General features: G+C 43.2%; 15 protein-coding genes. 9 read left to right on the plus strand and 6 right to left on the minus strand.

The genetic code is table 11. The features are described 5' to 3' along the window. Positions 1-124: 124 nt before the first annotated feature. Positions 125-712 carry a TetR/AcrR family transcriptional regulator gene (locus tag MHI38_RS00870; RefSeq protein ID WP_154889367.1) on the plus strand — a complete coding sequence of 196 codons (588 nt, stop codon included), beginning with the start codon at positions 125-127 and terminating at the stop codon, positions 710-712. Positions 713-782: 70 nt separating this feature from the next. Then, complete coding sequence (locus tag MHI38_RS00875; RefSeq protein ID WP_154984242.1) at positions 783-2,264, plus strand: DHA2 family efflux MFS transporter permease subunit; 1,482 nt, start codon at positions 783-785, stop codon at positions 2,262-2,264. Between the two features lie 114 nt (positions 2,265-2,378). On the opposite strand, the gene MHI38_RS00880 is transcribed toward MHI38_RS00875, so the two are convergent. Continuing rightward, entirely contained in the window at positions 2,379-3,359 is a 981-nt protein-coding gene (locus MHI38_RS00880; RefSeq protein ID WP_154984135.1) for an alpha/beta fold hydrolase, read from the minus strand. Between the two features lie 208 nt (positions 3,360-3,567). Here MHI38_RS00880 and MHI38_RS00885 point away from each other — a divergent pair, with 208 nt between their 5' ends. Beyond that, the gene (locus tag MHI38_RS00885) at positions 3,568-4,545 is read left to right on the plus strand and encodes an MBL fold metallo-hydrolase (RefSeq protein ID WP_154984134.1); all 978 of its coding nucleotides are present in this window, start codon (positions 3,568-3,570) and stop codon (positions 4,543-4,545) included. A 58-nt stretch (positions 4,546-4,603) separates the two neighbouring features. Here MHI38_RS00885 and MHI38_RS00890 read toward each other — a convergent pair whose 3' ends face one another. Continuing rightward, positions 4,604-5,164, minus strand: a complete 561-nt coding sequence (locus MHI38_RS00890; protein WP_445667200.1) for a LysE family transporter — start codon at positions 5,162-5,164, stop codon at positions 4,604-4,606. Positions 5,165-5,324: 160 nt separating this feature from the next. On the opposite strand from MHI38_RS00890, the gene MHI38_RS00895 reads away from it, so the two are divergent. Then, positions 5,325-5,882 (plus strand): helix-turn-helix domain-containing protein, encoded by a 558-nt coding sequence (locus MHI38_RS00895; protein WP_154984132.1) that lies wholly within the window; start codon positions 5,325-5,327, stop codon positions 5,880-5,882. Positions 5,883-5,992: 110 nt separating this feature from the next. Here the strand turns inward: MHI38_RS00895 and MHI38_RS00900 are convergent, their stop codons facing one another. The 3 genes from MHI38_RS00900 to MHI38_RS00910 all read right to left on the minus strand — a co-directional run bounded on the left by MHI38_RS00900 (position 5,993) and on the right by MHI38_RS00910 (position 8,466). Further along, entirely contained in the window at positions 5,993-7,390 is a 1,398-nt protein-coding gene (locus MHI38_RS00900; RefSeq protein ID WP_154984241.1) for a TrkH family potassium uptake protein, read from the minus strand. Next, complete coding sequence (locus MHI38_RS00905) at positions 7,377-8,039, minus strand: potassium channel family protein (protein ID WP_154889357.1); 663 nt, start codon at positions 8,037-8,039, stop codon at positions 7,377-7,379. Before MHI38_RS00905 ends, MHI38_RS00900 begins: the two co-directional genes overlap by 14 nt. A 298-nt stretch (positions 8,040-8,337) precedes the next feature. Further along, entirely contained in the window at positions 8,338-8,466 is a 129-nt protein-coding gene (locus MHI38_RS00910) for a DUF4023 family protein (protein WP_090924048.1), read from the minus strand. Between the two features lie 383 nt (positions 8,467-8,849). Here MHI38_RS00910 and MHI38_RS00915 point away from each other — a divergent pair, with 383 nt between their 5' ends. The 3 genes from MHI38_RS00915 to MHI38_RS00925 all read left to right on the plus strand — a co-directional run bounded on the left by MHI38_RS00915 (position 8,850) and on the right by MHI38_RS00925 (position 11,747). Next, a complete protein-coding gene (locus MHI38_RS00915) occupies positions 8,850-9,602 on the plus strand; it encodes a helix-turn-helix domain-containing protein (RefSeq protein ID WP_154984131.1) in 753 nt (250 codons plus the stop codon). A gap of 155 nt (positions 9,603-9,757) precedes the next feature. Then, positions 9,758-10,921, plus strand: coding sequence for an MFS transporter (locus tag MHI38_RS00920; RefSeq protein WP_341180835.1), 1,164 nt, complete (start codon positions 9,758-9,760; stop codon positions 10,919-10,921). A gap of 256 nt (positions 10,922-11,177) precedes the next feature. Beyond that, positions 11,178-11,747: a sugar O-acetyltransferase gene (locus tag MHI38_RS00925; protein WP_341180836.1), complete on the plus strand. Its 570-nt coding sequence runs from the start codon at positions 11,178-11,180 to the stop codon at positions 11,745-11,747. A 171-nt stretch (positions 11,748-11,918) separates the two neighbouring features. Here MHI38_RS00925 and MHI38_RS00930 read toward each other — a convergent pair whose 3' ends face one another. Then, positions 11,919-13,352, minus strand: a complete 1,434-nt coding sequence (locus MHI38_RS00930) for a glycoside hydrolase family 1 protein (protein WP_341180837.1) — start codon at positions 13,350-13,352, stop codon at positions 11,919-11,921. A gap of 168 nt (positions 13,353-13,520) precedes the next feature. On the opposite strand from MHI38_RS00930, the gene MHI38_RS00935 reads away from it, so the two are divergent. Together MHI38_RS00935 and MHI38_RS00940 are read left to right on the plus strand one after the other, a co-directional pair. Further along, positions 13,521-14,489, plus strand: coding sequence for a LacI family DNA-binding transcriptional regulator (locus MHI38_RS00935; protein WP_341180838.1), 969 nt, complete (start codon positions 13,521-13,523; stop codon positions 14,487-14,489). Positions 14,490-14,690: 201 nt separating this feature from the next. Then, positions 14,691-14,984: a DUF3817 domain-containing protein gene (locus tag MHI38_RS00940; RefSeq protein WP_341180839.1), complete on the plus strand. Its 294-nt coding sequence runs from the start codon at positions 14,691-14,693 to the stop codon at positions 14,982-14,984. The last annotated feature ends 27 nt before the right edge of the window (positions 14,985-15,011 follow it).

Consider the following 15,011-nt stretch of genomic DNA (forward strand, 5'->3'; position numbering starts at 1 on the left):
CTCTATATAGTAGGGAAGTGTTATTTTTTCGTGAAATTTAAAATAAAAGCATTGACATGTTGCCCGCGAGCGACTTTAATTATATAGACCGATTGTTATAATTTATTGAAGGAAGTGGCTTTCTTTGAGTGAAAAGTCGAATGCCAGAGATCTTATTGTTGGCACAGCAGCGAGACTTTTTTTTTCACAAGGGTATCATGCGACCGGTCTGAATCAGATCATTAAGGAGAGTAACACACCGAAAGGTTCGTTATATCATTATTTTCCTAAGGGGAAAGAAGAGCTGGCTCTCGAATGCATTCAATCAGCCAATGCCCATATCTTGCAAAGGTTCGAGGAAATTTTTGCAGCCCATGAGACGACTGCAGAAGGCATTCGGCAATTCATTTATGAAACAGCGAATGAAGCCGAAGCCTGTGGTTATACGGGTTTTCTGCCATTCAGCTTCTGGGCTGCTGTAGAGACTTCCTGTATCAGTCAACAGCTGCGTACGGCTTCACAGAACGTATTTGCAGGGTGGCAGGATATTATCGCAAGGCATCTCATGTTGGACGGTATTAGTGAAGAGAAGGCTCGTGAGACGGCAATGCTCGTAATTTCTCTGATGGAAGGCGCTTTGATCATTACGCTGACCAATCAGGATAAACAGCCGATGCTGACGGCTGCGGATTATTTGTCAGTTGTAGCGAAGAATGTCCAGCAGCATCAATAGTTGTACCAAGAGAAAGAGAAAATAGAAATCGCAGGATATGTTTGAGGAGGATGGGATCGTGGAGGCTTCCATGAAGGCTGGTACAGCAAAAGACCAGCAAGAAACACAGCAATATAAGGTATTTCCGATTTTGTTTGCCATGCTACTGAGCGGGTTTATCGGTTTGTTTGGTGAAACGGCTTTGAATGTCGCTTTGACACCACTAATGGGTCTGCTTGAGGTTGGACCAACTACGATTCAATGGTTAACTACAGGATACCTGCTCGTCCTAGGTGTTCTGGTACCAGTTTCAGGATTGTTATTGCAATGGTTTACGACCAGACAGCTGTTTACAACGTCACTTATTTTCTCGATTGCAGGAACTTTGGTTGCTGCACTGGCACCCAGCTTCGAAATTTTGCTCGTAGCCCGCGTGTTACAAGCGGTGGGAACGGCACTGTTGCTCCCGTTAATGTTTAATACGATACTGGTGATCTTCCCTATTGAAAAGCGTGGAGCGGCGATGGGTTTGATTGGTCTCGTTATTATGTTTGCACCAGCAAGCGGCCCGAGTATTTCAGGACTGATTCTGGCTAACTTGAGCTGGCACTGGATTTTCTGGATTTCTTTGCCGTTCTTCCTAATCTCCTTGGTATGTGGGTTGTTGTTCCTGCCGAACATTTCCAAGTTGACCAAGCCTAAGATTGATGTGTTGTCGATTGTTCTGTCCACTCTTGGCTTTGGTGGCATCGTTTATGGCTTCAGTAGTGCAGGTGGACATGGTGAATCTGGCGGAGGCTGGACCAGCCCGGTTGTTATTGCCACGTTGGCCATTGGTATCGTTGCATTGCTCTTGTTCAGTATCCGTCAATTAAGTATGAAAGAGCCAGTGATGAATCTAAGAGCGTTCAGATATCCGATGTTTACGACGGGACTGCTTCTAGTCTTCATCTGTATGATGATGATTCTGTCGTCCATGCTGATCTTGCCGATGTATTTACAGCAGGGAATGGCTGTTACACCACTTACTGCCGGACTCGTTTTATTGCCAGGTAGTTTGCTGAATGGATTTTTGTCTCCGGTGATGGGACGATTGTTTGATAAGTTTGGTCCAAGATGGCTCGTTATTATCGGGATGTCGGTCGTTGCGGTGGTCTTGTTCCTGTACACAGGTATCGAAGCAACAACACCTCTGATCCAGATTATTATGTTGCATGTGTTCATGATGATTGGTATTTCAATGGTGATGATGCCTGCGCAGACGAACGGATTGAATCAGTTGCCGCGTGAGTTTTACCCTCACGGTACGGCGATTATGAACACACTTCAACAGGTATCCGGTGCGATTGGTACAGCTGTTGCCGTAAGTATTTTGAGTGCTGGACAGACGCGGTTTCTGAGCAGTGTAGAGAATCCGCAAAGTCCGGAAAATATCCTTGCAGGATTCACATCTGGTGTACAGAATGCATTTGTCTTTGCGTTGATTTTGGCTCTTGTTGGTTTTGTCATTGCTTTATTTGTAAGAAGAGTGAAGGTTGGCTCGGCTGACAAGCAACAGAGTCCGATGCACTAAAATGAAATGAATCATTTGAAAAGAGCGATGTTCCCTAATGTAAGGGAACATCGCTCTTTTGTTTACTTTCCGGAACTACCTTTTCGGATGATTACTGATATTCCACCGGATTAATTATTTCTTAACAATCTGAAGGATTTCATCAGCTACAATGTCCGGGTGGTATTGATGAATGTAATGCTCCGTATCTTTGACAGTAATTTGTTTGGACAACGTTGACCAGGATTTGAATTCACTCTGTGTCTTCACCCAATCCGGTTCCGGCTTGCCAAAGTAATCTGCGGTCAGAATCGTGAGAGGGAATGGAAAAGGCTGCTTATGATCTAGAACGACTTTGGCATTCTCCTTCATTTTACGTAACTCATCAATCGTGTTGGCATTGCTATAGTTCAGAAGCAGCGCCGTTTTATCTACTTTTCTCAAATCCTCTGGTACCAGCTTTAGCTCATTGCGATTGGCATTAGAAGCATCAACGACCGCCGGGACTTGCATACTTAGCCGGAAAAGTCCGGATTTGATACGGAATTGATTCGCAAAACCAGCAAGTGTGTCAGCCGGGTTATCCTGGTCCGTTTCGTAGAATTCAGGACTTCCGCCGTCAATCATCACAATACCTTTAACCAAGTCAGGATACTTTTGCGCGAATCGAAGAGTCTCTAACGAGCCAAGGGAGTGAGCAACGAGCACGTAAGGAGGTTTTTGGCCAGAAACCTGTAGCAGTTCATGCAATTCGTCCGCTACCGTGTCTACATCCCGTTTCTTATCGGTTCTGTCACTGTATCCATAACCGAAGCGGTCGTATACAGCGAATTTCGTGTTAGGGGCAAGCTTTTCATACAAAGGATAATAGTCTACATAAGGATCGGCTGTTCCCCAACCTGAGGCAAGAACGACGGTCACATCACCTTTTCCCCCTGTATACAGGTGCATTTTATCTCCATGTACTTCATACAGTTTTCCCGGAGGTGTAAATGTTTTTTCATCTTGTGAAGAACTGATCTGCTGATAGATCAATCCGGTACTTAATAGAATAATAATCAGTGACAGGTCGAATATCAGAAATTTAACAAGTCTTTTACGCCATTTTTTGCTCATGATAGCTCACACTCTCTCTTGTTTTTTCTATATCATATAAGCCCAGTCTTATACGAGTGGAAACAGTATCTTAATTCTAGCTTAACGGCATCGTAGTTCCTCTGGTTCATACAAAATTGAATATCGGCAAGCGTTGAATTAAGATGAAGTAAGATTAGCATTTCTCCACAAGACTAGCCATGGAGTATGGAGAACAGAAGGGTGAAATATGACGAAATACGAAAATCAGATTCCAACGACCGCCGGAATGAGCATCAAGTCACTCACAAGTATATTGAGAGATTCCATGCGCAGACATGTAGAACGGAGGCCGTCAGGGAATATACCTATGGAACACTATCAACCTGCTACAACAGAGGGGGTGTCTGAACATTCACAGGTGACGTGGTTTGGACATTCGGCTTTTCTGCTCGAAATCGAAGGTCACAGACTACTCTTTGACCCCATGTTGGGTGACAGGCCGTCACCCGTGTCGTGGGTTGGAACGAAACGTTTCCGCAAGGATCTGCCTATGCAGCCTGAAAACTTTCCTACTTTGGATGCGATTGTGATCTCTCATGATCATTATGATCACCTTGATGCTTCTTCTATTCGAAAATTAAAAAGCAAGACCAATCGTTTTATCGTTCCTCTTGGTGTACGCAAACGCTTAATCAAATGGGGAGTGCCAGCTGGCCAGATTACGGAGCATCAATGGGGTGATGAATTCTCCTTCAAGGGTTTAACATTCGCTTGTGCATCTGCTCGTCACTTCTCAGGCAGAGGATTATTTGATCGGGATTCGACGTTATGGTGCTCATGGGTTATTGTTGGGCAGGAAACGAAAGTGTTTTTCAGTGGAGACAGCGGTTACGGTCCACACTTCAAGGAGATTGGAAGCAAGTATGGACCGTTTGATCTGACCTTGATGGAATGCGGGCAATATGACGAACGCTGGTCCAACATTCATATGATGCCTGAAGAAACGGTACAAGCCCATCTGGATGTGGGCGGAAATGTATTGATTCCGATTCATTGGGGGGCATTCACCCTCGCCTATCATGCCTGGAACGAACCAGCTGAACGGGTAACTCGTGCCGCACGAGCCTTGAATGTATCTGTCATTACACCGGTCATAGGCGAGACGGTTGCGTTGAGTAATGTAGCTCATGCTACTCGGTCATGGTGGAGAAGGAATCAGGAGTAACGTTTTTAAACAAAGCTAGCGTTCGCTCATTAGATGAGTGGACGCTTTTGTTTTAGTTTTATGTGATCAACGAAACCGCGGTCCAGATCAATAAAAGACCCATAACGATATAAAAAGGGCGTTCATATTTTAACAGGAACCGTTGAAATAAACGTCCACCCAATGCCCATGTCAGATTCGCAATTATTCCAATCAGGGTGAGCAGTAACGAATACCCTAAGAGTTGATGATGTGACTGCGCGTGGGGCAGGACAAACACGGATAAAGCTGTAAGCGCGTATAGAATAACCTTCGGATTAATCAGTTGAAGGCTGAATCCGAACCAAAATGAATAACGGGTCTTTTTCGAATGGTGCTCAGACTCACTCTTGGAAGATGTGCTCCTCATGATTTTGAAAGCCAGATAGAGCAAGTAAATACAGCCGAGTACATTGAGGACCGGGGTGATGGCCGGAATGTATTGATATAGAGCAAGGTTGAAATAACTGGATAACATCATGATTAGAAGGCATCCGGCAGCGACTCCACGAATAAAAGGAAACGTGCTCTTGAATCCATGCTCCCTCGCACGGGTCATGGAGATGATATTGTTGGGACCGGGTGTAAAAGAAGAAATCATTGCGTACGTTACTAAAGATAAAATATCCATATGCTCTCCTTATGGGTATATATTGTATGTTATAATGAACTATATGGTCGTTATAACGTATGTATGTTTTAATTGTACAATATGTGCTATATAGTGCACAAGAGGGCGCGAGGAGAGAGGTGTATTTTGGATGGAAAATATTAATTTGGTTTTGGCTCACAACTTGAAGCAAATCAGAGAGCAAAGAAAACTTAGTCTGGACAAGGTCGCAGATCTGTCGGGCATTAGCAAGACGATGCTGGGTCAGATTGAACGCGGGGAGTCTAATCCTTCGATTGCAACGGTTTGGAAAATTGCAAACGGGTTAAAAATTTCATTCAGTGAATTAATTCATGAAGCGAAGTCGGATACAACCGTTCTCATGAGGGAAGACATCAAAGTCATGCGAGAAGATGAGGGAAGAATCCGAATCTATCCTCATTTTTCTTTGGAAGAGGGGCGCCGGTTTGAAATGTACATGATGGAGATGGATGAACAGGCATCGTTGACTGCTGAACCGCATATTGACGGGGCTGAGGAATTCATCACGATGTATGAAGGGGAGCTTACGATCAGAGTAGGCGAAGAAGAATACAAGTTAAGACAGGGAGATTCGATTCGTTTCAAAGCGGATCAGCTGCATGGTTACGATAATTCTGGGGCAAGCACTAATAAACTATGCATGGTGATACACTATAATCATACATAGGTTTAAGAACATACACATAGCTTCACACATGCGCGTATATATTCAAACGCCAGCATGAATTCTGCTCAATAACAGAGTTCATGCTGGCGGGGTAAGACCTTTTCATTACCTTAACCAATGAGTACATGGTCTTCGGCATAACCGATTTTGGACTTATGTTTTTTCTGTGCCAAAGCAAATGCAAGCGTTAATGGCCCCAATCGACCTGCAAACATGGTGAAGATCACGATCAGTTTACCTGGCACGCTTAATTCACTGGTTAATCCCATTGAAAGCCCAGTCGTACTAAAGGCAGAGGTTGCTTCAAACAGAACATCGAGGAAGTGATTTTCTAGTATTCCCTCCGTGATGGATAACAGTATCGAAATACCTAATACAAATGCTAACGAACTCATAACAACCGCGAGAGCCCTCATTACAGTTTCTCCTGCGATTCGCCGCTCAAAGGCATGAACTTGTCCACCACCTCGAAAGGTTTGAATCGTTGCTAATACAAGAACGACGAAGGTGTTGATTTTGATTCCTCCACCGGTCCCGCCAGAGGACGCGCCGATAAACATGAGGATGATGATAAAGAACTGTGAAGTTGCAAGCATGCTCCCGATATCAATGGTATTAAATCCAGAGCTTCGAGGTGCAGTGCCTTGAAATAAAGCAGCCCAGACACGTTCACCCCATGATAAGTTGGAGAATGTGGCAGGGTTCCAGTTCTCTAGCAAAAAAATAATAATGAAACCTATGACATATAACGAGGAGCTACCCACCAAAACAATTTTGGAATGTAATGACAGCTTACGCCAAGATCGTTTACGGAAAATATCGACTACGACCATGTAACCCAACCCTCCCATGATAAAGAGGAGGATAATTGTTATATTAACGATCGGGTCACCGACAAACGGAGATAGACTATCCGGCCACAAAGAGAACCCTGCATTATTGAATGCAGATACTGAATGGAACAATGCATAATAGAAACCTTGACCCAGCCCTAATTCACTTTGCCAGCGTAAGGTTAAAATCAAGGTGGCAAGTGCTTCAAAAGCAAAGGCAATCAGAACGATATACAATGAAAGTTTCACAAGTCCTTGGGCGGAGGAAGCGTTGGCCGCTTGTTGAATAAGAAGCCGTTGCTTTAAACCGATTCGTTTACCAAGTATGATGGCGACCATCACACCCAAGGTCATAAAACCGAGCCCACCCACTTGAATTAGTATCATAATGATTACTTGGCCGAACGTAGAAAAAACACTCCCTGTATCCAGGACAACCAATCCATTAACACATATTGCCGAGGTAGCTGTGAATAAAGCATCAAGCAAACCTACAGAGTTACCGCTTTTGGAGGAAATCGGTAATGCCAGCAATATAGCACCTACCCAGATGAGTGCAAAGAAAATCATCATAATAAGCTGTGGAGGACTTGTCTTATTTTTCAGGATATTAACAATGTTTTCAAGTTTGGTTAGTACTGAAGATTTTATGTTATTGTTATTAGCTCCGTTCATAATCACGCTCCAGGCTCCGAATATTATCATTACTTCCAATCAACAAAAGCGTGTCTCCCATCTGTATCTGATCCTCTGCAAGGGGAGAGATATTGATCTCCTCCCCCGTTTTAATAGCGATGATCGTGCAACCGTAATTAGCTCGAATATTGAGCTCCAGTAATGTTTGCTGATGCATACTCGCCGGAGCCTTTAATTCAACCAAATTGTAATCAGGAGATAATTCAATCGAATCAATCATGTTGTCAGAACTCAGTTGATTTCCCAATCTGGTTGCCATGTCACGTTCCGGGTAAACGATCTGGTCAGCGCCAATCTTGCTGAGCACACTACCATGGTTTTCGTTCTTCGCTTTTGCTGTAACTTTGGGAACATTAAGCTCTTTAAGTAAGAGTGTAGCTAGTATGCTGGCTTGAAGATCTTCACCAATGGCTACAATAGCATGTGAAAAGTTACTTGCTCCAAGCTCTTGAAGGACTGACTTGTCCGTACAATCAGCCTGTACCACGTGAGTTGCTATCGACGAGATTTCTTGTACCAGAGTTTCATTCTTGTCAACGGCAAGCACTTCATGTCCGTTTTTAATTAGAGTGCGTGTCAAACTTGAACCAAATCGTCCAAGACCCAGAACCATAAATTGTTTTTTCATGAACTCCCTCATTTGTTATCAGAATTAATCCTTATTTTTCTCGAAAATCAACAGGTAAATATTACGTTTCATTGTATAATAAGTTTCAGCAATAGAACAACAAAGCTGGAGAACAATGAAATTCGAATTATATAATAATATGATCTAGTGATAAAGTGTGAAATCGATATTGCTAGGGCTGAAAATATGAGATCTAATAAAAAAACAGTGCCTCGATAAGAGAAGGCACCATATTTTGTCTGCTTTGAGGCTGTTATACTTGGTTCAAAAATTTAGACGAAGCATATTAATCGTGGACTTATTTGTTCGTGGAGTGTTGTTTGTTCGGCAATTTATCACCGGGCGTACCTTTACCATTGTTTTTGTTGTGACGTGCTTTTTCGGCATTTTCATTGACCTTTTTCACAAATTCTTGTGTACTTTCCATTCGGATTCATGCTCCTTTCCAAAACAGGGAATGGGTAATTCAAGCTTAATATAACCAGGCTTAACTCATTTTATTTGAACAGACACCATGAAACTGGACAGGTGCTGAACTTGTCTCTAAACTAGATACAAGTTGAACTATTCTTTTACACAGTAACGGAGAGGACAGAAAAAACCTGGAAAAGCGAAGCGTTCGCCTAAAAGCTTTCTGCAAGAAAGCTACATCGGAAGCATACGCTTATCACCGAATTTTCCCTTTTATAAAAGGAATCAAAAAAATTTGGGGATAACAGCTACCCTCAAGGTTATTCTGTCATCGGAGTGTTTCGTGTAAACCATTTTAGTTCAACTACAACAAGAACGAAGGGACGTTCTGGACAAAACATGTTGCAAAAATTCGGTTTTACTCAATATGAAAGTCAGGTCTATGAAGCTATACTTGCGCAGGATGAACCGCTGGATGCGACGACGATTGTAAGCGCCTCGAATGTACCCAAGGCTAAAATTTATGAAGTGCTTAATCGAATGATCGATAAAGGCATCGTGCTGACAACGATGGATGGCAAGAAAAAACTGTACATGGCGGTGGATCTGCAAACGGTGATTCACAAAATCAAGCTTGATTTCGACAAAGATATAGAATCCTTGAAACAATATAAAATCAAGCGTACGTTCACGGATGAGCATATTTGGACGTTAAAGGATGAGTCATCCATTGCTTCAAACATAGAACAGCTGATTGAAGAGGCAGATTCATCGATTCTTTTTCTGGCCTGGAATGAGCGGTTGGAGAGATACCGTGGTTTGTTGGAGCAGAAGGAGAGACAGGGTGTGTATGTAGAAGTGCTCGCGGTTGGTGGTCTGGAAAGCACCCTAACCCGAAAATACTCACTAATTCCGCTACTTGATGCGCCAGAGCCATCACAATTGCTTATTGTAGATCATGCCTATCTGCTGTTCGCCGGATTGGAAAATGAATCGTGGAAAGCGATCAAGACCATGTCCAAACCGATTGTTAAAGCGATGACGGATTATTTCTATCACGATGTGGCTCTGACACAGATCACCAAAAAATACGGGGAGCAACTGTTGCAGGACGAAGAAATTGAACGTTTGCTTACGAGATTGATCTATTAGAAGACTATTCTTTCGAAGAATAGTCTTTTTTTGTTTTTTTATCTTTTTGTAAATAAAATGAAAAACAATCTGAAAATAAATTAAAAATATCCATTGAACTTTTCATTTTATTAGGTTACTATCGTAGTTGTAACTTGTTAGGGGGATTTTATGATATGAACAAAAAGGTATATGTTTTAGCCATTGCAGCCTTTGTGGTCGGAACGGTTGAACTGATATTGGGAGGCATATTGGATCTGATTGCAACGGATCTCCATCTGTCTCTGGCGAAAGCTGGTTATTTAATTTCAATCTTTTCATTGGTCTATGCGATATCCGCACCCATACTACTCAATATGACAGCCCGATTTGAGCGTAAGAAGGTATACATGGTTACGTTATTTGTATTTCTGATCAGTAATCTGATCTCAGCGTTTAGTGTGAACTTTTATATGTTAATGGCAGGGCGCATGCTTGGAGCCGCAACAGGTTCGCTTATTTTTGTATTATCTCTGACGTTAGCTTCCCGCATCGTTAAGCCGGAGTATAAAGGACGTGCGGTGGGTACAATAACGATGGGAGGAAGTGCATCTCTGATCCTTGGCGTACCGATTGGCATCTTTATTGGTAATGCGCTTGGATGGCGTGAAGTATTTATGCTGATTGCGGTTCTTACCGTGCTAGTCATGGTGGCGATTGGCCTTGCGATGGATCGTGTACAACCTGCTCCTGCCGTGAGTTTGAAAAATCAGTTAAAGGCACTTTGGAATCCGAAAATGCTGGCGATTCATACAACTACACTGCTCGTACTGGCTGGGCATTTAACATTATATGCTTATTTCACCCCGTTTCTACAGGAAACCATCGGTGCGAGTTCAACAGCAATCACGTTAATCTATATGATGTTTGGACTCGCTGCTGTAGCAGGAGGAGGCATGGGGGGCATGTTATCCGATCGGCTTCATCCTGCTAAAGCCATTATTATCGTGTTAGTCCCGTTCATGATCAGTATGGCTGTGATTCCTCTCAGCACGGGACTGCCTTTGATTGCTTTTCTGCTACTGTTAAGTATCTGGGGTGCTCTAAGCTGGACGGTTACACCCGTACAAAATAGTCTGATTATTAAGACTTCGCCTGAGACATCTGAAATTCTAATTAGCACGAACTCAGGTATAGCCCATGCGGGGATCGCCCTGGGAACGTATATCGGCGGTCTGGTTATTGATCACTCTTCCATTATGAACACCGGTTGGGTCGGCTCTATCCTGGTATGTGTTGGACTTGGTACTGCAGTTCTCGCAATTAGTATGAAAGAAAAACATGCTCATGCGATCGCATGAGGATACAATGATTCATAATTGCAACTCAAATAGAACCTCTGTGTTTCCAGCATTTTTGCGGAAGTACAGAGGTTTTTTCGTCATTTAATGGACGGAGTCCGTAGGCCGAAAATACAAAAGAGGCTTGATTTTTGATCATGAACTCATATAATTAAAATAGTTTTAAAAAGTATAAGCATAAGTAGCCGAGCTTAGCTAAACGTCGCTACTTATTTCCAAAGACTTCACATATATGATCTGCACAAAGGAGATTTACATGACGATCAAATCAGAGAAACAGAAGATGATGGACGGGGAACTGTATATGGCTAATGATGCCGAGTTATCCCGAGACAGAGAGAGTGCACGGAAGAAGACACGTCTATTTAATCAAACGACGGAGATCGAACAGGAGACACGCCAAAAGCTGTTAAAGGAACTATTCGGATCGACAGCTGAGCATCTAAGCATGGAACCGAATATCCATGTCGATTATGGGTATAACATCCACGTAGGCAATCATTTTTATGCCAATTTTAACTGTACGATTCTGGATGTATGCGAAGTTCGAATCGGAGAGAACTGTTTGTTGGGACCAGATGTACATATCTATACAGCAACTCATCCGCTTAACCCACATGAGCGCAGTACCGGAGCGGAATTCGGTAAACCTGTAACCATTGGTAACAATGTATGGATTGGCGGTAGAGCAATTATTAATCCAGGAGTTTCCATCGGAGATAACGTGGTTATTGCATCGGGAGCGGTAGTTACGAAAGATGTGCAGGGTAATATGATTGTAGGCGGGAATCCCGCAAGAGTGATCAAGGAGATTAATATGGAGTAGCGCGATATGAAAAAAGACCCTCCTCGGCAGAACAGTCAGCATGCCAAGCTTGGATGCTATGGCTTTGCTGACATCATGCTGCCGAAAGAAGGGTTTAACTAGTTTACGTTTTGAAGTGAAACCTGAAATTTACGCCTTGAAGTTTATGTCTTGAAGTTTAAATCTTGAAGCTTAACGCTTCAGGCTATTCCCATTGCTGGCAATAACATCTTTGTACCAGTGGAAGGATTTCTTACGATAACGCTCGAGCGTACCTGAACCATCATCGTGACGGTCTACATAGATGAAACCGTAACGTTTTTTCAGTTGCGCAGTGGAGGCGCTCACGACATCAATACAACCCCAAGAAGTGTATCCCATAATGTCTACGCCATCTTCCAATGCTTCACCGACTTGAACGAGATGGTCATTCAAATACTGGATTCGGTAATCATCATTCACTGTTTTCTCGCCATCCGGACCCGTGATTAACTCGTCGACTGCACCAAGACCATTTTCCACGATAAACAGCGGTTTCTGGTAACGATCATAAAACATATTCAACACATAGCGCAGTCCTTGTGGATCAATCTGCCAGCCCCACTCACTTGCAGGCAAATACGGGTTAGGGATTCCTCCGATCAGATTTCCTTCACCAGCCACTTGTTTGGCAGGATCGGCTGTCTGACATGTGCTCATGTAATAGCTGAAAGAGATGAAATCAACGGTGTTAAGCAACATCTCCTGATCGCCGTCTTCCATATGAATCTCAATGCCCTTTTCACGGAAGTAACGTTTCATGTATCCAGGGTAACGTCCACGCACATGCATATCACCGAAGAAATAGTTGCTATGTTCGTACTCCATCACCTTGATGACATCATCGGGGTTCGGAGTTAGTGGATACGTCGGCATACTTAAAATCATACATCCGATCTGAGCATCAGGGATGATCTCATGGCACAGCTTCACAGCAGATGCACTTGCCACCAGTTCGTGGTGGATCGCTTGATACAGATCTTGCTTGTTTAGCTTTTCTTTGGGTGTGTAGATCCCACCACTCATGAACGGGAATTCAAGAATAGAGTTGATCTCGTTGAAGGTAAGCCAGTATTTGACTTTGTTTTTATATCGATTGAAAACAGTTGTTGCATAGCGCTCATAGAAGCCGATCATTTTACGGTTAACCCAGCCATCATATTCTTTGGCAAGGTGCAGAGGTGTCTCATAGTGGGATAACGTGACCAACGGTTCAATACCGTACTTGCGGCATTCATCAAACAGATTATCATAAAATTGCAGGCCTTCTTCATTCGGCTCAAGCTCGTCCCCTTTAGGGAAAATGCGAGACCATGCGATAGAAGTACGGAACACTTTGAAACCCATCTCGGCAAACAGCTTCACGTCTTCCTTATAACGGTGGTACATGTCGATACCGATCAGTTTCATATTGTCGTCCGTTGGCTCTTCCGTAATCGAACCCATGACACCCCGGGGAGCAACGTCTTGAGTGGACAAACCTTTGCCGCCTAGATTGTATGCACCTTCAGCCTGGTTCGCCGCAATGGCACCGCCCCACAGAAAGTTTTCAGGAAATGAATACGTATGATTCGAAGATTTACTCATATAGATCGCTCCATTCATTGAATTCATGGTGAACGTGCTGAGTTCACATTAGTATTTTCTCTCAAAAAAAGCTTACACGTTGTAACGGGTTACACGTCAAGTTTTACTTTTACAGAGCAGATGAGGCATACTATATTTGGCGTTTATTCGCAGGAAAGGAGCATCGGGATGTCCAAATTTGATGAAATTATGAAACGTTCCGGTTATTCGAGGGCTACGGTATCCCGGGTCATTAACCGTTCACCACACGTCAGTGATGAAGCAAGACGCATTATTACAGAAATTATGAATGAGCTGGACTACATACCTAACCGGAATGCAGTTTCTCTGTCTACAGGGCAGACGAAACAGATCGGGATTGTCACTGCGATGATTGATGAACTGAGTTTGACCTTCATTAACCAATTTATGGATACCGCGATGGACTACGGATTCCAGACGATTGTATATATGTCGCGCAGTGATAAACAAATTGAGCTACAGGCATTCGAGGATTTGCGGAGTAAACGTGTGGATGGTTTGTTAATCGTGACTTGTGTGAATGATCCGGGGGAATTGAAAACATATCTGCAATATGGACCGATGGTGTCCTGGCAACGCATGGGGAACGACGAGATTCCTTCGATTGCAATGGATCAGGCACAAGGGTATAGACTGGCGCTGGAACATTTGGTATCGAAAGGCTACACACGTATTGCGAATGTGTTTGGCCGTAGTAATAGTCTGAATACGAAAAGCCGCCGCGAAGCATATGAGACATTCATGACGAGCCAAGGACTTCCCGTGTGGCGTGAAGCATATCAGTATTCCGTATTTACTTCATCAGACGGAGAAACGGCCTTACGACGTATGGCCAACGGAGGAGAGCTACCGCAAGCGGTGCTGTGTTCCAACGACTATGCTGCAATAGGCATCATGAGTGAAGCGCGCAGACAGAACATACAGGTTCCAGATCAGCTGGCTATTGTTGGATTTGATGATATTGAATTGTCACGTGTGCTTGAGCTGACAACCATTCATAATCCAATTGCGGAGCAAGCGAAACAGGCTTTTTATCATTTGTGGAGAGTGCTGGGGAACGAGGAACATAAGGCGACATCACTGGAATACCGTTTGATTGAACGAGCTACGACTTGAGCGAAGCAAAACGGATGATATTGATTCGATTCTATTCAATAATTATTCAAATTTAAAGTAAATCTGACTCGGATGCATGCTTTATAATACGGGGAAGGAGCTTACATACGTTGTGTGAGAATCGAATACAGCGTTGTAAAGCATCATGTTATAAGTTACATATTTCACAAACAATTTAGCGGAAAGGTGCGAGCATACGGAATGAAAACGGTCACAGGTCGCTTCAGAATTGCAGGAATCTGGGAGGGGATATCCCTTCTACTACTCGTATTTATTGCAATGCCACTCAAATATTTTGCAGATATTTCTTCAGCTGTAGCCATACTGGGGATGATTCATGGTATTTTATTTCCTCTATATCTCATTGCACTGGTACATGTAGGCTTGGTCAAAAAGTGGAAGATATCACTTTGGATTATGGGGCTATTGGCGGGACTGCTTCCTTTTGGAACATTTGTATTTGAGTCTTATCTCAGAAAAAGAGATTGGCAGTAACGAATAACGCATAGCTCATAACACATA

Origin of the sequence: Paenibacillus sp. FSL K6-1558, assembly GCF_038002565.1 — a bacterium.
GTDB lineage: Bacteria > Bacillota > Bacilli > Paenibacillales > Paenibacillaceae > Paenibacillus > Paenibacillus polysaccharolyticus.